17 protein-coding genes are annotated in these 18,978 nt (G+C 70.8%); 10 read left to right on the forward strand and 7 right to left on the reverse strand.

The features are described 5' to 3' along the window. Positions 1 to 17 precede the first annotated feature (17 nt). A complete protein-coding gene (locus AB0J64_RS19055) occupies positions 18 to 1,784 on the forward strand; it encodes a histidine kinase (RefSeq protein ID WP_364028350.1) in 1,767 nt (588 codons plus the stop codon). A gap of 8 nt (positions 1,785 to 1,792) precedes the next feature. Here the strand turns inward: AB0J64_RS19055 and AB0J64_RS19060 are convergent, their stop codons facing one another. Beyond that, positions 1,793 to 2,974: an epoxide hydrolase gene (locus AB0J64_RS19060; RefSeq protein ID WP_364028352.1), complete on the reverse strand. Its 1,182-nt coding sequence runs from the start codon at positions 2,972 to 2,974 to the stop codon at positions 1,793 to 1,795. A 115-nt stretch (positions 2,975 to 3,089) separates the two neighbouring features. Between AB0J64_RS19060 and AB0J64_RS19065 the strand changes: the two genes are divergently transcribed. From AB0J64_RS19065 to AB0J64_RS19085, 5 genes are all read left to right on the forward strand, one after another. After that, positions 3,090 to 3,767, forward strand: coding sequence for a DUF2071 domain-containing protein (locus AB0J64_RS19065; RefSeq protein WP_364028433.1), 678 nt, complete (start codon positions 3,090 to 3,092; stop codon positions 3,765 to 3,767). Between the two features lie 112 nt (positions 3,768 to 3,879). Further along, positions 3,880 to 5,082: a hypothetical protein gene (locus AB0J64_RS19070; protein ID WP_364028354.1), complete on the forward strand. Its 1,203-nt coding sequence runs from the start codon at positions 3,880 to 3,882 to the stop codon at positions 5,080 to 5,082. Between the two features lie 149 nt (positions 5,083 to 5,231). Beyond that, on the forward strand, positions 5,232 to 6,083 hold the full coding sequence (locus AB0J64_RS19075) for an STAS domain-containing protein (protein WP_364028356.1): 852 nt from the start codon (positions 5,232 to 5,234) through the stop codon (positions 6,081 to 6,083). 194 nt (positions 6,084 to 6,277) lie between these two features. Next, complete coding sequence (locus AB0J64_RS19080; RefSeq protein ID WP_344984526.1) at positions 6,278 to 6,484, forward strand: cold-shock protein; 207 nt, start codon at positions 6,278 to 6,280, stop codon at positions 6,482 to 6,484. Between the two features lie 201 nt (positions 6,485 to 6,685). Next, a complete protein-coding gene (locus AB0J64_RS19085) occupies positions 6,686 to 7,114 on the forward strand; it encodes a hypothetical protein (protein ID WP_364028358.1) in 429 nt (142 codons plus the stop codon). Positions 7,115 to 7,152: 38 nt separating this feature from the next. Here AB0J64_RS19085 and AB0J64_RS19090 read toward each other — a convergent pair whose 3' ends face one another. The 6 genes from AB0J64_RS19090 to AB0J64_RS19115 all read right to left on the reverse strand — a co-directional run bounded on the left by AB0J64_RS19090 (position 7,153) and on the right by AB0J64_RS19115 (position 12,412). Then, positions 7,153 to 8,424, reverse strand: coding sequence for an RNA polymerase sigma factor (locus tag AB0J64_RS19090; protein WP_364028360.1), 1,272 nt, complete (start codon positions 8,422 to 8,424; stop codon positions 7,153 to 7,155). A gap of 25 nt (positions 8,425 to 8,449) precedes the next feature. Then, positions 8,450 to 8,776, reverse strand: coding sequence for a YciI family protein (locus tag AB0J64_RS19095; protein WP_364028362.1), 327 nt, complete (start codon positions 8,774 to 8,776; stop codon positions 8,450 to 8,452). A gap of 8 nt (positions 8,777 to 8,784) precedes the next feature. Then, on the reverse strand, positions 8,785 to 8,943 hold the full coding sequence (locus AB0J64_RS19100) for a hypothetical protein (RefSeq protein ID WP_364028364.1): 159 nt from the start codon (positions 8,941 to 8,943) through the stop codon (positions 8,785 to 8,787). Positions 8,944 to 9,060: 117 nt separating this feature from the next. Next, positions 9,061 to 9,951, reverse strand: coding sequence for a discoidin domain-containing protein (locus AB0J64_RS19105; RefSeq protein WP_364028366.1), 891 nt, complete (start codon positions 9,949 to 9,951; stop codon positions 9,061 to 9,063). Between the two features lie 15 nt (positions 9,952 to 9,966). Further along, positions 9,967 to 11,523 (reverse strand): alkaline phosphatase D family protein, encoded by a 1,557-nt coding sequence (locus AB0J64_RS19110; RefSeq protein WP_364028368.1) that lies wholly within the window; start codon positions 11,521 to 11,523, stop codon positions 9,967 to 9,969. 103 nt (positions 11,524 to 11,626) lie between these two features. After that, positions 11,627 to 12,412, reverse strand: a complete 786-nt coding sequence (locus AB0J64_RS19115; RefSeq protein ID WP_364028370.1) for a DeoR/GlpR family DNA-binding transcription regulator — start codon at positions 12,410 to 12,412, stop codon at positions 11,627 to 11,629. Positions 12,413 to 12,583: 171 nt separating this feature from the next. Between AB0J64_RS19115 and AB0J64_RS19120 the strand changes: the two genes are divergently transcribed. Genes AB0J64_RS19120 through AB0J64_RS19135 form a run of 4 tightly spaced genes read left to right on the forward strand, consistent with a single transcriptional unit; the run spans position 12,584 to position 18,955 of the window. Further along, on the forward strand, positions 12,584 to 13,888 hold the full coding sequence (locus AB0J64_RS19120) for an extracellular solute-binding protein (RefSeq protein ID WP_364028372.1): 1,305 nt from the start codon (positions 12,584 to 12,586) through the stop codon (positions 13,886 to 13,888). Beyond that, positions 13,885 to 14,796 (forward strand): sugar ABC transporter permease, encoded by a 912-nt coding sequence (locus AB0J64_RS19125; protein WP_344984516.1) that lies wholly within the window; start codon positions 13,885 to 13,887, stop codon positions 14,794 to 14,796. The genes AB0J64_RS19120 and AB0J64_RS19125 overlap by 4 nt, the downstream gene beginning before the upstream one ends. Further along, on the forward strand, positions 14,793 to 15,605 hold the full coding sequence (locus AB0J64_RS19130) for a carbohydrate ABC transporter permease (protein ID WP_344984512.1): 813 nt from the start codon (positions 14,793 to 14,795) through the stop codon (positions 15,603 to 15,605). Before AB0J64_RS19125 ends, AB0J64_RS19130 begins: the two co-directional genes overlap by 4 nt. Beyond that, the gene (locus AB0J64_RS19135) at positions 15,602 to 18,955 is read left to right on the forward strand and encodes a hypothetical protein (protein ID WP_364028374.1); all 3,354 of its coding nucleotides are present in this window, start codon (positions 15,602 to 15,604) and stop codon (positions 18,953 to 18,955) included. The genes AB0J64_RS19130 and AB0J64_RS19135 overlap by 4 nt, the downstream gene beginning before the upstream one ends. Positions 18,956 to 18,978 lie beyond the last annotated feature (23 nt).

An 18,978-nucleotide genomic window follows, 5' to 3' on the forward strand; every position in this document is an offset into this window, starting at 1 on the left:
GTCGCGGTGGGGAACGGGTGTCCACGCTCATCATCCTGGTGGTGCTCGTCCTTCTCACGATCCCCCCGACGGCCGGCCTGCCGGGCGTGCCGGCCCTGCTCTCCCTCGGCCTGCAGGTCCTGTGCTCGTTACCGCGGACCAGGCGGCTGCGGGGCTGGTGGCTGGTGGCGGGACAGGCGGTGCTGTTCGCCTGGGCGGGGCCGGTGCCGTTCGGCGGCCCTTCGGCGTTCTTCGCCGCCTCCGCGCTGCTGGTCGCGCGCGGCCCGCTCCGCTGGGTGCTCCTCGCCTGCGTGGCGGCCGCCGCGGGCCTGCTGAACCTCGGCGCCGACCCCTACGTCTGGGTCAACGCCGTCGGCAACACGGCCACGCAGGGGCTGGTCGTCTTCGCCCTGACCCGGCTCAGCGACCTGCGCGACGAGCTGCACGCCACCCGGGCCGAACTGGCCGCCCGGACGGTGGCCGAGGAGCGCGAGCGGGCCGGTCACACCCTGGAGACCGTGCTCGGCTCCGTGCTGTCCGGCGTCATCGGGCTGGCCGCCGCCGGGCGCGCCGAGGAGATCCCGCCGCTGACCCGGCAGGCCGCGCAGCAGGCCAGGCGGCGGCCCGAGCCGGCGCCCATGCCGCCGGTCGGCGATCTGACCCCGCGCCTCGCGGTGCCCATCCTGACCGTCGTCTACCTGTGGGTCCCGGTCGCCGCGATCATCGTCGTGGCCCGCGCGCAGGTGCCGGTCGGGCTGCGGGTGGCGTACTGGGCCGCGGTTCTCGCGGTCGTCGCCCTGCAGGCGTACCACGCGCTGCCGCGCACTCCCGGCACGTGGCCACGGCACGCCGCCTGGACGCTGCCCGCCCAGCTGGTGATCGCGTGGCTGCCGCTGCTCGAGCCGCACCGCCCGTACTACCAGCTGGTCGGGTGGGCCGCCGCCGCGCTGCTGATCGTGATCCCCTCGTGGCGGATCGCGTGGGCGCTCTACGCGGTCGTGGTGGGCAGCGTGCCGATCGTGCTCGTGATCCGGTACGGCTCGCTCGCGGGCGTACCGGCCGCTCTGCTGGAGGTGGGCGGCATGTCGGCGATGTTCTACGGGCTGACCGCGGTGACCCGGCTGGTCTACCAGGTGCGCGAGTCGCGGCTGGCGCTCGCCGGGCTGGCGGCGGCACGGGAGCGGCGCAGGATCGCCCAGGACGTGCACGACCTGATCGGCTACTGCCTGTCCGCGATCACCGTGAAGGCCGAGCTGGCCGCCCGCGACCCGGCCCGTGCTGAGGCCGAGCTGGCCGGCATCGTCACCGTGGCCCGCGACGCCCTCGCCGACCTGCGTGCCATCCCCGGCGAGCGCGAGCCCGCGCTGCGGCTGCGCTCCGAGCTCGACTCCGCGCGCGAGATCCTCGAGGCCTCCGGCGCGACGGTCCGGATCGACACCGGACCCCCGCCGGAGGGCGCCGACGACGCCCTGCTCGCCGTCGTGGTCCGCGAGGCCGTCACCAACGTGCTGCGGCACAGCCAGGCACGCCACGTGACGATCGTCCTGTCAGCCGACGACGACCAGGTACGCCTCCGCCTGACCAACGACGGCGTGACCAACAACGGCGTGACCAACGGCGGCGTGACCGACGACGGCCTGACCGACGACGGCGTCACCGGCCGCACCGTCGAACCCGGCCAGGGGGTCGCCAACCTCGCCGAGCGCCTCGCCGCCCGCGGCGGCCGCCTCACGACCACGTCCCGGGGCGGCCACTACCGGCTCGAAGCGGCGCTGCCCGTGCGTGACGGCGGGCGCCCGGCGTGAGGTTCCGGTCAGCGCAAGCCCCGGTAGAAGGTCCGGATATCGTCGACGAGCAGGTCCGGAACCTCCATCGCGGCGAAGTGGCCGCCCCGGTCGTACTCCGACCAGTGCCCGATCTCCCCCTTAGGGTCCATGAGAGCGCGGATCGTGGAGTCCGCGGCGAAGACGGCCACCCCCACCGGCGGGCCGGAGTGCTCGGCCTGCGGGCCCGGCTCCTGCTGCGCCGCGAAGGCCCGCCAGGCCCGCATCCCCTCGTACACCGCGTGGGCGGTGGAGGCCCCTGACCCGGTGAACCAGTAGAGGCTGACGTTGGTGAGCAGCTGGTCCAGATCGACGGCCTCCTCGGGGAGCGCCGAGGCCGGGTCGGTCCACTCGGCGAACTTCTCCACGATCCAGGCGAGCTGACCGACCGGGGAGTCGTTGAGCGAGTAGGCCAGGGTCTGTGGCCGGGTGGCCTGGATGTGCAGGTAGCCGATGCCCTCCTCCCTGAACCTGTTGAACCGCTCCGCCCGGGCCCGGTCGGCGGCCGAGAACTCCTCGAGCTCGAGCGCGGGACCGAAGGGCGGGGCGGCACCGGTGCCGGTGAGGTGCAGGCCGGCCACGCGCCCCGGATCCACCATCGGCAGCATCCCGATCACCCCGGTGCCGACGTCGGTGCCCTGCGCCGCGTACCGCTCGTACCCGAGCCTGCTCATCAGCTCGGCCCAGGCCCGCGCCACGCCGAACAGGTTGAAGCCGCCCTGGCCGATGGGGTTCGAGAAGCCGTAGCCGGGCAACGACGGCACGACCACGTGGAAGGCGTCCGCCGGGTCGCCGCCGTGGGCGCGCGGGTCGGTCAGCGGGCCGATCAGCTTCAGGAACTCCACGGGGGAGCTCGGCCAGCCATGCGTGAGGATGAGCGGGAGCGCGTCCGGCTCGGGGGAGCGGGCGTGGAAGAAGTGGATCGTCTGTCCGTCGATCTCGGTCGTGAACTGCGGAACCGCGTTCAGCGCCCGCTCCTGCGCGCGCCAGTCGTACTCGGTGGCCCAGTAGTCGGCGAGCCGCTTCAGGTGGGCGGCGGGAACGCCGCGGCTCCAGTCGGCGGTCTGCGGCGAGCGCGGCCAGCGCGTGGCGGCCAGCCGGGACCGGAGGTCGTCCAGGTCGGCCTGCGGGATCTCGATACGGAAGGGGCGGATCTCTCTCTGCTCTGCCATGGGAAGAACGCTAGGCCCCATTGCGGAAGAATCCTTTCCGCTTTTGCCCGGGAATGGCGATGCTGTTGACGGGCAGATATGCGGGGTGCCGTCTCCTCGTGTTGCCCGGCCGGTGATGTACCACCGCTGGTCGGACATCACCTTCATCCATTGGCGCTACCCGCCGGACCTCGTACGGCGCCTGGTGCCGGGCTGCCTCACGGTCGAGACCTACGACGGGGCGGCCTGGGTGGGGCTGACGCCGTTCCGCATGGAAGGGGTACGCCTGACCGGCACGCCCACCGTGCCGGTGCTGTCCACGTTCCCGGAGACCAACGTGCGGACCTACGTCCGCGACGGCCGGGGGCGCAGCGGGATCTGGTTCCTGTCGCTGGACGCCGGCCGGCTCGCCGCCGCGCTCGGAGGCCGCGCCGGCTACTGGCTGCCGTACTTCTGGTCCGACATGTCGGTACGTTCCGACGGCGCCCACACGCGTTACCGGTGCAGCCGGCTCTGGCCGGGGCGCGGCGAGGCGTGGTGCGACGCGGACGTGAAGGCGGGGCTGCCCGTGGAAAGGGAGGAGCGCGACGGGATCGCGAGCTTCCTGACCGACCGTTTCCTGCTGTTCACCCGCGTGGCCGGCCGGCTGGCGGCGGCGCCGGTGGAGCACCCGCCGTGGCCGCTGCGCCGGGCCGAGCTGACCGATCTGGACCAGAGCCTGCTCCAGGCCGCCGGGCTGCCCGCGCCTTCCGGGCCGCCGCTCATGCACGCCTCTCCCGGGGTCCCGGTACGGGTGGGGATGTGGCGGTGGTGACCGTCTCGGGGGCATTGCCATCTCTGGGGCCTCCGGCGGTGTAGTGCGGAGATTGCCCCGGGTAGGCCGCAATCCGACGTTCGTCGGCCTGCCTCGAAGGAGCGCTGTTCACATGACCTTCAATCCACTCCGGGAGCGGGGCATCCCGCTGGACGATCAGCTGCGTAACTGGCGGGAGCTGAACGTCGACCCGATCGATCCCGACCACGCCGACCCGTACACGCGGTGCCGGATCATCGCGATGAACGGGATCGAGACGGAGGCGATCTTCTTCAGCCACCACCTGGCCCGCCACTGCCCCAACATCGACCTCAAGCAGCAGCTGGCGCGGGTGCGTTACATCGAGGCGCAGCAGCAGAAGGTGGTCAACTGGCTGCTGCCGGGGGTCTCGTCGGTGCTGGAGACCACGCTCGCCTATGAGCAGGTGGCGGTGGACCTGACGGCGTGGGTGGCGCGGATGGAGCCGGACGGGTACCTGAAGCAGGCCTACCAGTTCGGGGTGCTGGAGGACTTCGACCATCTCTACCGGTACGCGAACCTGTACGAGATGATCGAGCGCAGAAAGGCCGAGAAGATCGTGGACGGGCTGACCGAGGTGATGCCGGGGCGGCCGACGTACCTGCATCATCGGGACCCGGTGGACAACGTGCGCGAGCCGTACGACCGGAGCACCACCGCGCCCATCTCCAAGCTGCACGCGCTCACGATCATGGCGGCCGAGCAGCAGACCATGAACTTCTACATGAACGTCGGCCCCATGTACATGGAGCCGATCGCGCGCCAGCTCTACCAGGAGATCGGCCTGATCGAGGAGGAGCACGTCACCCACTACGAATCGCTGGTGGACCCGGGCGAGAGCTGGTGGGAGATGCTGCTCAACCACGAGTACAACGAGTGCTACATGTACTACTCGTTCATGGAGACCGAGTCCGACCCCAGGGTGAAGAACATCTGGGAGCTCCACCTCAACATGGAGCTGGAGCACCTGCGGCTGGCCGGCGAGCTGTTCAAGCGGCACGACGGGCGCGAGCCCGAGCAGGTGTGCGCTCCCGAACTGCCCGCCCCGGTCACCTTCGAGCCGAACAAGGCGTACCTGCGCGAGCTGATCGCCACCCAGATCGACTACACCACCCTGGGGACCGGGTACGTCCAGGAGGCCCACGAGCGTTTCCAGAAGATGCAGGACGCGCTGATGGGCGGCGACAAGGCGCCGTCCGAGCGGGTCATCGAGGAGAACCGGGCCAGGTCCGGACAGGAATACCGCCTGCAGACGGAGGGCGAGCACCCCGTCCACAGCCTCGCGTACCACCGCTGACCGGCATTTTACTTCTGAAAGAATATGATTTCGGAATCCGGGGATATTCTGAAAACACCGAGGACTTTTCGCACGTTGGCATTCAGGTCGGCGTCGCCCCCGGCCCTGGGCCCTATCGGGACCGTGCAGATCCAGACAGGCCGACGATCATGACATCGACACTGCATCCCGCACCGTCGAGCGCCGTCGCCGGGACGCGCTCCACGGTCCGGTTCTGGCTGGATCCCGTTCTTGACCGGCAGAGCGCCAGGGACGGAACGTGGTGGCCGTACTCCCGCGACGCCGCAGCCGAGTTGCCCGGCCTCATCGCCGCGGCCGACCAGCGGCTGGGCCGGATCACGGTGCGCGTCGGCCTGCATGCCGATGCCTGGGACGACATCCCGCACCTCATCCCGGCCCGTGACCGGCAGATCCGAGTGGACTGCCTGCGCGGGGGCGATCCGCACCTGATCGTCCTGACCCTCGAGGGAGGTCGATCCGTCAGGCTGCTGGTCGTTCCGTGCGACGCCGTGCCCGACCAGGCAGCGGGCCCGCCCGGCGCTCTCAGGCCCGCCGGCCCACCTGAGGCCGACGACCTGGCCGGATGGGAGAACGAGGGCGGACACGTCGCCGACCAGGACGCGGAAGGTGCGCCCCGCCGGGAACCGGCTGCGTCTCTTCGCCGATCGGAGCATCGCGTGACCGTCGTCGACGCCTTCCCGCTCGGCAGAGGCGATCCGTCGGCGCCGACCACCGTCCGCCTGTCCGGCGAGCTCGACATGTTCACCAGCCCGGCGCTGCGCTCGCGCCTGCTGGACATCCTGAAGTCCAGCACGAGCCTGCTCATCCTCGACCTGTCCGAGGTGTCCTTCTGCGACGCCTCCGGCCTGGCCGTCATGGTCGGCATCCAGCAGCGCGCCCGGCCGATGGGCATCACCGTGGCCCTGTCCTCGCCCCGCCCGTTCATGTCGAAGCTGCTGCGCATCACCGGTCTGGACCGCAGCCTGCCGGTGGCGGGGTAACCGGGGACGTGTGCTAGACTAACAGGAGTTGCAGTTGTGGTACCCATAAAAGACTTTGTGCGCGCCTGACAGAGCAGGATCGTCAGGCGCGTTTTTTCTTAACCGGTCATCTCCGGATGGGCTCAACACGGCGACACACGGGATTCGAGTCGTGAATTCCGGCCCATCAACGTACGTATCTTGAGGAGATCGACATGGCTACAGGAACCGTGAAGTGGTTTAACGCCGAAAAGGGCTTCGGCTTCATCGCGCAGGACGACGGCGGCGCCGACGTCTTCGCCCACTACTCCAACATCGTCGCCAACGGCGGCTACCGTGAGCTGACCGAGGGCCAGAAGGTGTCCTTCGACGTCGTCCAGGGCCAGAAGGGCCTGCAGGCGGAGAACATCGTCGCCGCCTGACCTGACGCGCGTCACGGGTCTGGGTCCGCACCAGTGCGGGCTCAGGCCCGTTTTTTTGTGCCTGCGCGAGGGAGGGCTGGGGCAACCGGGCCAAGGCGGGGGAGATGTCACACTTGAAGGAGGAATGACGTCTTCTCTAGTAGGCGTCGTCTCAGCGGGCGGGGCCTGATAGGTGCGGCGCACTCCACAGCGAGGTGAACCTTGGCCCCAGCTTCCTACACCGATCCCGGCGCCTGGCGGATCGCCATGGACGCCAGCGAGGCGATCCTGTCGACGGGCGCCGGGACGCGTGCCTTCCACGGCTCCTTCTACCTGAGCCCGGCCGGATCGCTGGCGGGCTTCAGATTGCGGCTCGCCTTCCCGGGGATGCCTGAGCCCCTCTTCTGGGACTCGGTGAGCCTCGACGGCGGACCCGAGGTGCGAGGGGTCGGCCGGCTGCGACTCGGCAGTCGGGAGGCGGTCACCAGGGTGTCCGGGCTCTGCGTCCAGGTGCCCTTCGGGCGTGCCGGAGACTCGTACCTGAAGATCGTTCTGGCTGCCTCGTTCTCCCCGCTGCAGCTGCGCTGGCCCAGGTGGCGGCTGCGGCCGGTGACGCTCCGGCTGTTCAGCGAGGTCCGGCCGGCCTGGTGAGCGCCGTTCCGTAGCACCCTGGCGAAAAGCGCGTCACCTCAGGCTTCGCCGCCGGGAACGGTCTCGGCGAGCCGGTCGGCCAGGTAGCGGCGCTCGGCCTCGGTGGGAGCCAGGTCGAGCGCCTCGCGGTAGGCGCGGGCGGCCTCGGCGCGGCGGTCGAGGCGGCGGAGCAGGTCGGCGCGGGTGGCGGGCAGCAGGTGGTAGCCGGTCAGCTCGCCGGAGGCGTGGAGGGTCTCCACCAGCTCGAGGCCCGCCGCGGGGCCGTCGGCCATGGCGACGGCGACTGCCTGGTTCAGCCGTACTATCGGCGACGGTACGACCCGTACCAGCTGCCGGTAGAGCTCGGCGATCCGCGTCCAGCCGGTGTCGGCCGCGTCGGCGGCCGTGGCATGGCAGGCGGCGATGGCGGCCTGCAACTGGTACGGTCCCGCCCTGTCATGCCGGAGAGCCGTCTCCAGGACGGCGACGCCCTCGTCGATCTCGGCCCGGTTCCATCGGGTACGGTCCTGGCGCTCCAGGGTCACCAGGCCGCCGGCGGCGTCGACGCGGGTGGCGCGGCGGGAGTGGTGCAGCAGCATGAGCGCGAGCAGGCCGTACGCCTCGGGCTCGTCCGGCATGAGCCGCGCCAGCAGGCGGGCGAGACGAATGGCCTCCGCGCACAGGTCCCACCGCACCAGGTCGCTGCCCGTGCTGGCGGAGTAGCCCTCGTTGAACAGCAGATACAGGACGGCCAGCACCGAGCCGGTCCGCTCCGGCAGCAGGTGGGCCGGCGGCACCCGGTACGGGATGCCGGCATTGCTGATCTTGCCCTTGGCCCGGACCAGGCGCTTGGCCATCGTCGCCTCGGTGACCAGGAAGGCGCGGGCGATCTCGGCCGTGGTCATGCCGGTCAGGGTCCGCAGCGTCAGAGCCACCCGCGCCTCCAGCGGCAGCGCCGGGTGGCAGCAGGTGAAGATCAACCGTAGCCGGTCGTCCTGGACGCCGCTGTCGCCGGCGCCGAAGGCGTCATCACCGGACGTCTCGACGGCCGCCGCCGTGGCCACCTCCCGCAGCTTGGCCGCCTCGATCGACCTGCGGCGCAACCGGTCCACGGCCCGGTTGCGCGCCGTCGTGGTGAGCCAGGCGCCGGGGCGGCTCGGGAGACCGTCGCGCGGCCAGCGCTCCAGCGCCAGCGCGAAGGCCTCCTGTGCGCACTCCTCGGCCAGATCCCAGTCGCCGGTCACCCGGATGAGGGTGGCGACGATGCGGCCCCACTCCTGATGGAAGGCCTCGGCGACGGCCGCCTCGACCTCAGCCGTCACTCCCGCCACAACGACTTCTCCGCACCCGCCAGGCTCACTGCTCCCACAGCGGTCTCACCTCGACCCAGCCGAACCTGGCGGAGGGGTGCTTGGACGCGATCTCGATCGCCTCGTCGAGGTTGTCGCACTCGATCAGGTCGAAACCGCCGATCTGCTCCTTCGTCTCGGCGAACGGCCCGTCGGACAGCAGCACCTCATCGCCACGCACCCGGACGGTCGTGGCATCACTGCCGGGCCTCAGACGGGCGCCCTGCAGGCGTACTCCCCGGCCGTCCATCTCCCGCACCCATGCGGTGGGGTCGGCGTCCTCCATGGGCACCCCGACGGAGTCGTTGTCGCAGACGAACATCACGTACCGCATGGCTCCTCCTAGTTGACCGGCTCGACGGTACGCCTGATGAGCACGTTCCCGAAAGGCAGCCGAAGTCTCCTGGTCTTCCGCTGCCTGACCGGGGAGTTGGGCAGCGCGGAGCGGGCGAAGTCGTTGCGCGGGCGCAGAGCATAGGTGGCTGCGAGGAAATCGGGCATGACGCGCCTTCCTGTCCAGCGCCCACTCGGGGGCGCTCCGTTGTTCTCGTGACACCCTCACGACGAACGGGAAGGCCCCCGATGGACAGGTTCAGCGCTCTGGCGAAGATTTTTCTCTTAGCGGACCTCCACCTCCGTGATGCGGGTGTAGTCGTTGGCGCCGTTCGAGGCCAGGGCGACGATGCGGACCGCGTCCGCCGTCACCGGCGTGAAGTCGGAGCGGACGTTGCCCGCCGTGTTGCCGCGGACCTGCGCCACCGTCTGCCACTGGCCGTTCAGCCCCGCCTGGACGTCCCAGTCGCGCAGCCCGAAGATCGAGGCCGGGTAGCGCTCGGTGTGCAGGGTGTAGAGGTCCACACGGGAGATCTGCTTGGCGCCGCCGAGCGCGATCGCCACCGTGTCGGGCCAGGCCCTGGCCGTGGCGTCGTTCCAGCCGTTGCCGCCGGCCCAGCCGTTGGAGCCCGCGTCGCCGTCCGCGACGCTGCACGGCGGGTAGTTGGCGTTGGTGTGCTGGGACGAGGCGGTGACCGGACGGCGGAGCGCGACATTGCCGCCGTTGTCGAGCTGGTCGAGGGTCACCACCTGCACCGGTACGGACAGCGTCTGGCTCGGGGTCTTGAGCCGTAGCGCGTACGAACCCTCGGAGGTGGTGGGCGGGACGGCGATCAGCAGCTTCGCCCCGAGCTCGTAGCCGGGCGGCAGGTAGCTGGTCAGCATCGAGCGGGAGGCGGTCAGCGGCTGGTCGATCTCCACGGACAGGTTCGCGTACGAGGGCGCCTTGGCGTCGCTGCGCATGCCGATCTCGATCTTGGCAGGGCAGGCCGGGTCCACGCCGAGCGGGGCGACCACCCGGTCGGACCCGGCGATCGGGGTCAGCCTGCCGGTGCCCTTGGAGGTCCCCGGCTTGATCTTGACCGAGGGGACCGACGGGGGGTCGGTGGGCTGCCAGGCCGCGGCCGTGGCGGTCAGGACGGTGGCGGCGGCCAGCGCGGCGGTGAGGAGTCGCATGATCGGTCCTTCCTGTCAGAGCGCGTGCAGGCCGGGCACGCCGTCGAGGGTCACGAGGCTGGCCCTGGTGGAGACCGGCGCGCCGGGCCGGTCCACGTACGGGACCACCTTGAAGTCCGCCCGCCACTGGCTCCTGGTGACCTCACAGGACACGTAGCCGCGCTGGTAACTGGAGAAGCGGAGATGCGGGTTGACCGGGTCGGTGCCGCCGGCGGGCAGGCCGGTGCTCGCGTTGCCGTTGCCGCCGCTGGTGACCGAGGTGCCGACGAACTCCACGCCGACCGTGCGCGACGAGGGGTCGTCGAAGTTCGCCTTGAGCTCGCCGGCCAGGTTGTAGTGGATGTCGCCGGTCAGCACGACGGGGTTGCTGACCTGCCGCTCGACCATGCCGTTCAGCACGCGGTCCTTGGCGGCCTTGTAGCCGTCCCAGAGGTCCATGCTGAGCTTCTGCGCGGGCCCCGCGTCGTAGTCGAGCTGGATCATGGCGATCTGCTGGGCCAGCACGTTCCACTTGGCGCGGGAGGCGCCCAGGCCGTCGAGCAGCCACTTCTCCTGCTCGGCCCCGAGCATCTGGCGGGCCGGGTCGAGCCGCTCCGCGCAGTCGATCTGCTGCCCGTCGCCGCAGACCTGGTCGTCGCGGTACTGGCGGGTGTCCAGCACGTTGAACTCGGCCAGGTCCCCGAAGGAGAAGCGGCGGTAGATCCGCGCGTCGGGCCCCTGCACGGCGGGCACCCGGATGGGCATGTTCTCCCAGTACGCGCGGAAGGCGTTGGCCCGGATCACCAGGTAGTCCTGCTCGGTCACCTCGCCGCCGGGGCCGTACGCGCCCGCCCAGTTGTCGAGCACCTCATGGTCGTCCCAGGTGACGATCCACGGCGCCGCATGGTGCGCGGCCTGCAGGTCGGGATCGCTCTTGTAGAGGCCGTACTGGACGCGGTAGCGGTCGAGCGTGTCGCACTGCACCCGGAACTGCTCGGGCACCGGCGTGTTGCGGTTACCGCCCGAGGGCACGATGCCGTACTCGTAGATGTAGTCCCCGAGGTGGAAGACCACGTCGGGCTGCTCCTCGGCGAGGTGGCGGTAGGCGGAGTAGTAGCCGTCCTGCCAGGACGCGCACGAGGCGAAGGCCAGCCGGAGCGACTCGGGGCTGCTCCTCGGCGCGGGCGCCGTCCTGGTGCGGCCCACCGGGCTGAGCTCGCCGCCGGTGCGGAAGCGGTAGAAGTACTCGCGGCCGGGCCGCAGGCCCTTGGCGTCCACGTGGACCGAGTGGCCGTACTCGGGGGCGGCCCAGACGGAGCCGTGCCCCGCGCGCCGGGTGAAGCCCTCGTCCTCCGCGATCTCCCAATCGACCTTGATCTTGTTGTACGGCAGCCCGCCCAGCGGCTCGAGCGGCCTGACCGCCAGCCGGGTCCAGAGGATCACCCGGTCGGGCAGCGGGTCTCCGGAGGCGACGCCGAGCTGGAAGGGATAGTCGCCCTTGACCGTGGCGCCGGCCGTCCACGGGTCGGCGAGGTCGGTGCTGAACGCCAGGGCTAAAGCGCTGAGACCGAGGAATGATCGGCGCGTGTGCATGCTGCTTCCTCATATGGGGGGCGAAAGCGGGCGAAAGCCCTCACTTTGTAGCAAGCAGGCAAGGTCTTAACAAGGCTTAAGTTACAAATCACAGAGAATCTTGTTACAACTCGGCGACCTCGACCCGCGGGTGCCGGTCGCGCAGCCGCTGCAGCATCTCGGCGGGCGCGCCCGAGTCGACCACGACGACGTCGAAGTCGTCGAGCGGCGCGACCCTGTGCAGGGCCACCCTGGCCAGCTTGGAGCCGTCCACGGCCAGGATCCGCCGCGTGCCGGAGCGCAGCATCGCCCGCTTGACCAGCACGATCTCCTGCTCCTGATGGAAGGCGTACTCGTCGGAGACCGCCGAGGTGGAGACCACGACCACGTCCGTGCTGACCGCCTCGACCGCGTCCACGCAGCCGAGCCCGAGGAACGAGTCGTGGGTGGCGTGGTACTCGCCGCCGAGCGCGATGAGCCGGATGTCGGGCGTGCCGGCGAGCAGCCTGATCGCCTCGAGGAAGTTGGTCAGGACGGTCAGCGGCGCGAGCTCGCCCAGGTGGCGGGCCACGGCCAGCGCCGTGGTGGAGTCGTCGAGCATGACGGAGCTGCCCGGCTCGATCAGCCCGGCCACCACCCTGGCGATCGCGTCCTTCTCCGGGGTGTGCGCCTGGAGCCGGTAGGCGATGTTGCTCTCCCAGACGTTGGAGGCCTGGGCGGTGACGCCGCCGCGGACCTTGCGCACCATGCCCTGGCGCTCGAGCTCGTCGAGGTCGCGGTGCACGGTCATGACGCTCACCTCGAAGCTCTCCGCGAGCTCCGTCACCGTGGCCGAGCCCCGCCGGACGATGTGCTCGGCCATGTCCCGCCACCGGGCGGACTTGCCGGAGGTGTGCTGCCGCGACTTCACCAAAGCCCTCACCCTCGTTACGACGGTTGCGGATCCTACTCTTGACACCCGCCTCGGGCGACTCGTAGCCTCCCGACATCCCTCAGATTTAACAATGTTGGCTGTTAACTTAACAGGCCCGTCATTAAAACGTTCGTATCGGCTCCCCAGCGCCGGGCGAGGAGACATGACATGACCGATCTGCGCGACGCCCGAATGAGCCGGGTCCAGTTCTTCCGCATGATGGGGGGCCTCGCGGTGGCGGCGGCGGCCACCGCCTGCTCGACCAAGCCCGAGACCACCGCCACGACCGGAGGAGGAGGGGCGGCGGCCGTCGACCTGAAGGCCGTGGGCGTGGCCGACCAGAAGGCGCCGCTGGACGAGCTGATCGCCGCCTACCAGAAGGTCAAGCCGGACGTGCGGCTCACCGCCTCGTACGCCCCCACCGACCAGGTGCAGACCTCCGTACGGACCCAGCTCGGCGCGGGCAACGGCCCCGACCTGCACGTGGTCTATCCGGGCAACGGCAGCGCCATGTCCATGAGCCAGATCGCCAAGGCCGGCCTGCTGGCCGACCTGTCCGCCCAGGCGTGGACGCAGACGATCCCAGCCGGCTTCAAGCCCGCCTTCCAGCTCGACGGCAAGACCTACATCTACTCCGCCGGCTCGTCGGTCATCGGCGCCGTCTACAACAAGAAGGCCTTCCAGAAGGCGGGCGTGGACGCGCCGCCGACCACGTGGACGGAGTTCCTCGCCGTCTGCGACAAGCTGAAGAAGGCCGGCATCGTGCCGATCGCGCTGGGCGCGCAGACGCCGTGGGTCACCCAGCTCATCACGTACGCGCTGGTGCCCTCCACCGTCTACGCCAAGGACCCGACGTTCGACGACAAGCAGCTCGCCGGGCAGACCACGTTCGCCCAGTCGGGCTGGCGGCAGGCCATGGAGATGTACCTGGAGCTGCAGAAGCGCGGCTTCTTCAACGACAAGCCGAACGGCACCACGTTCGAGCAGCAGATCTCGATGGTGGCCACCGGCAAGGCCGGCATGGCGATCCAGGTGTCGGCCGTGCTGCCCGACTTCCGCAAGGCGGCCTCCTCGCCCGACGACCTGTCGATGTTCCCGGTGCCCGGGGCCGACGACGCCAACCAGGTGTGGATCCCGGCGGGCGTGGTCGTCGGGCTCGGCGCGAACGCCAAGAGCAAGAACGTCGAGCAGGCCAAGGCGTTCATCGACTTCCTCGGCAAGCAGGAGAACATCAACGCCTGGGCCAAGGCCATCGCCGCCATCCCGCTCACCCAGGACGCCTCGTCCACCATCGACCCGGCCGTGGAGTCGTTCCTGCCGTTCACCAAGGACCGGGCGGTGCCGTTCATGGACCAGCGCTGGCCCAACGCCGAGGTGCAGCCCGTGCACTTCGCGGTGATCCAGGAGCTGCTGGCCGGCAAGTCGAGCATCGACGAGGCACTGAAGAAGATGGACGAGGCATACAAGAAGTGACTTCCCTGACCATGCGGCGCCGGTCGGCGGTCTCGCGGCGGAGGCGGCGCTTCAGCGCCGCCTCCCCGTCCTGGCTGTTCGCCGCGCCCGCCCTCGTCGTCTACGCGCTGGTCGTGCTCTACCCGGCCGCGGCCGGCGTGGTGTACGCCTTCACGGACTGGAGCGGCATCGGCCAGGACATGTCCTTCGTCGGGCTGGCCAACTTCGGCACGCTCCTGCACGACGAGCAGGCCATGGGCTCGATCGGCAACACGCTGCTGCTCACCGTGGCCATCGTGGCCGTGCAGAACGGCGTCGGCCTGCTGCTGGCCCTGGGCGTCAACGCCAAGCTGAAGAGCCGGGCGCTGCTGCGGGTGATCTTCTTCGCGCCCGTGGTCGTCAGCCCGGTCATGGTGGCGTTCCTGTGGAAGTACGTCTACAACCCCGACCCGTCAGCCGGCCTCAACGGGCTGCTCGGCCTGCAGGTGGACTGGCTGGGCGACCCGTCGGTCGCGCTCTGGTCGATCGCCGGCATGGTCGTCTGGCAGTACGCCGGCTACTCCATGGTCATCTTCCTGGCCGGACTGGAGGGCGTGCCCAAGGAGCTGCACGAGGCGGCGATGATCGACGGAGCGGGCACGTTCCAGCGCTTCCGCTACGTCACCTGGCCGCTGCTCGCCCCGGCTGTGACGATCAACCTCATGCTCTCCACGATCGGCGGGCTCAAGCTCTTCGACCAGATCTTCGCCGCCACGAACGGCGGCCCCGGCTACGCCACGGAGACCCTGTCCACAGTGCTGTACAAGCAGGCGTTCGTGTTCGGCAAGTTCGGCTACAGCACCGCCATCGCGCTGGTGCTGGCGCTGTTCGTGGCGGCCGTCTCCCTCATCCAGGTCTACTACCTGCGCAACCGCGAGGTGACCGCATGAGAAGGACGTTCCTGCTGGAGATCGTGATGATCGCGGTGGCGGTGGCGTTCCTGTTCCCCGTCTACACGCTGGTCTCCCTGTCGCTGAAGGACCCGGCGCAGATCTCCCAGACGCCGCTGGCGCTGCCGAACCCGCCCACGCTGGCCAACTTCGGCAAGGCGTGGACGGCCGCCGCGCTCGGCCCCTCGCTGGTGAACAGCACGGTGATCACCGTCGTCAGCCTGCTCGCGCTCATCGCGCTCGGCTCGTTCGCCGCCTACTTCCTGGCCCGCGTGCAGACCCGGCTCGGGTACGGCCTCTACATCCTCTTCCTGCTGGGCATCGTGCTGCCGTTCCAGCTCGGCATGATCCCGCTCTACGAGCTGGTGACCGACCTGGGGCTGATCGGCACGCATGCCGGGATGATCCTCTTCTACACCGGCATCCAGCTGCCCTTCACGGTCTTCCTCTACACCGGCTTCATCCGCGCGCTGCCCCGCGACTACGCCAGCGCCGCCCAGATCGACGGCGCCTCGCACCTGACCGCCTTCACCCGGGTGATCTTCCCGCTGCTGCGGCCCATCACCGGCACCGTGCTCATCCTCAACGCCGTCTTCATCTGGAACGACTTCTTCACCCCGCTGCTCTACCTGGGCGGCTCCGGGTTCGAGACGGTCCCGGTCAGCGTCTTCGCCTTCGTCGGCCAGTACGTCTCCGACCACGGCCTGGTCTTCGCCGGGCTCGTGCTGGGGGCCCTGCCGATCGTGCTGGTCTTCCTGGCGCTGCAGCGCTATGTCATCAAGGGCTTCGCGAGCGGGCTCAAGGGATGACCGTCTTCGAGGTGCTGCGCCACCCGCCGCGGGAGTTCTCCCCGGCGGCCATCTGGTGGTGGAGCGGCGAGCCGCTCCGCCGCGACCGGCTGCGCTGGCAGATGGAGCGCCTGGTCACCGGGGGAGTGCGCAACCTCGTCATCCTCAACCTGGCGCCGTCGGGGCCGCTGTTCGGCTCCGACGCCGACGACCCGCCGTTCCTGTCCGAGGCGTGGTGGGAGCTGCTGGACGGGGTCTGCGCCGACGCCTTCGAGCTGGGCGCGTACCTGTGGTTCTACGACCAGCTCGGCTTCTCCGGCGCCGACCTGCAGGCCCGGCTCGTCCAGGAACATCCGGAGTTCGCCGGTCAGTGGCTGGCCGCCGACGGGTCCGTCTCGACGCGCGGCTTCGACTACCTGTCCCGCGACGCCTGCGCGGTGCTGCTCGACCGGGTGCACGGGGAGTTCGAGCGCCGGGTCGGCCACTGGTTCGGCAAGGTGATCGCGGGGTCGTTCCAGGACGAACTGCCCACCCTGCCCACCTGGTCCGCCACGTTCGCCGAGGAGTACGCGGCCCGGCGCGGCAGGCCCTTCTCGCTCGACGAGCCGGACTGGCACGCCTACCAGCTCACCCGCGCCGAACTGGCCGAGGAGGCGTTCTTCCGGCCGCTGGCCGCCTGGCACGAACGCCACGGCCTGCTCAACGGCTGCGACCAGCAGGACCCGGCCCGCGCCGGGCATCCCGTGGACGGGGTGCGGCTGTACGGCGACTACGCGCGTACCCACCGCTGGTTCAGCGCGCCCGGCTCCGACCACCACGGCGACGCGCGCCTGCACTCCTCGCTCGCCCACCTGTACGGCAGGCCGCGCACCTGGATCGAGGCGTTCCACTCCAGCGGCTGGGGCGGCACGCTCGAGGAGACCTTCGACTGGCTGCTGCCCTGGCTGCGGGCCGGCGCCAACCTCTACAACCCGCACGCCGTCTACTACACGACCAGGCGCGGCTGGTGGGAGTGGGCGCCCCCTTCGACCGACTGGCGCCAGCCGTACTGGCGGCACCACCGCGTCTTCGCCGACGCGGTCACCCGCCTGTGCGCGGCGCTCTCCCTGGGCCGCCACGCCTGCGACGTCGCGGTTGTCCTGCCCTCCGCGACGTCGCAGGCTGGCACCTCCCTGGACGCGGTCTCTCCCGAGGCCGCGCGGTCCCAGGAGGTCTACCGCGAGATCGTGGGCGACATGGCCTGGTTCGCGACCGTGCCCGGCGTGCTCGACCGGCTCTGCCTCGACGCCGACGTGATCGACGAGGACTCGATACGGCGGGCGAGCGTCAAGGGCGGCCGGCTGTCCGTCTCCACCGAGGCGTACCGGGCGATCGTGCTGCCCGCCGTCACCGTGCTCGACGAGGACGTGGCCGCCCGGCTGAAGGAGTTCGCCGCCGACGGCGGGCTGCTGGTCGCGGTCGGCACGCTGCCTGAAGGGCTGCCGGCCGCTTTCGTGGAGACGAGCGAGCAGCTGGGGGAGGCCCTGGCCGGGCTCGAACGGCGGGTCGAGGCACCCGTGCCGCCCCTGGTGCGCGAGATCGGCGAGACCACGCTGGTGTTCCTGACCGCCACGCATCCCATGGCCAGCAGGATCGGCGTGGGCCGGCCCGAGGAGCGCGGCGTCGAGCTGGGCTGGCTGGACGCCACCGTCTCCTTCGACCCGGGGCGCTACGCCAAGGAGATGCGGGTCAAGGTCCGGGGCGTGTCCGGGACGCCGCTGCTGGCGAGTCCCTTCAGCGGGGAGACCCGGGCGCTGCCGCACACCCGCGACGGCGACGCGGTGGAGGTGGTCGTGCCCTTCGACGACGGGCCCGCCGCACTGCTGATCTTCGACGGGACCGCCTCCGAGGTGTCCTCGCCTTCGTCGTACCCCCAAGAGGTGGACCTCGGTGACGAGTGGGACGTCGAGCTGGTGCCGACGCTCGACGACACGTGGGCGGACTTCGGCACGCAGGCCACCGTCGAGCGCTGGACGCTGCGCACCCCGGACGGCGAAGCGGCGCACGCCACCTTCGCGCCCCGAGGGGAGCAGCGAGTGGGAGCCGGGCCGTGGACGCCCTCGGTGTGGTCGCCCTCGCGCGGGCTGCGCAAGGACCCGGTCCACCGGGAGACCCTCGGACCGAAGGGCCACGTGCCGGGCGAGTTCGTGGCGTTCGGGCAGGTGGAGGCGGGTGAGGAGGCGCGCTTCCGCAGCGTGCTCACCGTCCCGGGCACCGGCTGGCTCGCGGTCGGGGCCGGGGCGGCCAAGACCGTGTGGCTGGATGGCGAGGAGCTGCCGCTGGACGACTCCGGGTACGCCGCGGTCTCGCGTTCGCCGGTCGCGCCCGGCGAACACCTGCTGGAGCTGCGACTGATCCCCGACGAGCGGCTCGACCTGCGGGCCTACGCCTGCCTGGTCGCCGACCCGTCGGACGCGGACCGCCCCGAGTGGATCAGCGGGCCCATGGAGACCACCGTGCACGTCGGCGAGCCGCCGTACGAGCCGGTGCAGGTGGCCTCGACCGCGTTCTGCCGGGTGCTGGTCAACGGGGAGGAGGCGGGCAGACAGGGCGGGTTCGACCCGTACGAGGAGGCGGACATCCCCCGGGTGCGCCGCTACGACGTGACCCGGCTGCTCCGGCCCGGTGACAACACGATCACCGTGGAGTCCGGCGGCTGGGTGCTCGTGGACGGGCTCGCGGTCTCCGGACCCGGCTGGACGTCGCGCCCGCGCGTACGTCGGCGCCAGCACGGCGACCCGGCCGCGCTCCACCTGCGTACCCGGCCACATCCGCTGCCCGAGGCCGGCTGGCTCGACGGTCTCCCCACCGCCCTGCCCGCCACGTTCACCGTGCCCGGCGGCCGTCCGGCCGTCGAGCGCTTCCTGCTCGACCCGCCGCCCGGCGTGACCGGGATCGAGGCGGACGCGACGGGTCCCGTACGGATCCGCGGAACGGAGCTCGAGGTCACCGGGGAGCTGACCGGCCCCGTCCGCTTCACCTGCGGCCCCGGCCGCATGCGGCTCGGCGACTGGGAGGAGCGCGGCCTGTCCGGCTACAGCGGCGGCGTCCGCTACCGCACCACGATCGCCGCTCCCGCCGGGCCGGGCGTGGTCGACCTCGGCAGGGTCCGGGGGACGGCCGAGGTGACGGTGAACGGGCGGCCCTGCGGGATCAGGGTCTGCTCGCCCTACACCTTCGACGTCCTGCTGGACGAGGGTGAGAACACCGTCGAGGTCCTCGTCCTCGGCACGCTCGCCCCGTACCTGGACGAGGTCAGCCCCACGCACTTCGTCTTCCCCGGCCAGCGCAGCACCGGCCTGTTCGGCCCGGTCCGCCTGCGCACGCCCTGACAGGGCGCTGCCAGCGTTCTGCC

It is taken from the genome of Nonomuraea sp. NPDC049695, assembly GCF_040674955.1.
GTDB lineage: Bacteria > Actinomycetota > Actinomycetes > Streptosporangiales > Streptosporangiaceae > Nonomuraea > Nonomuraea helvata.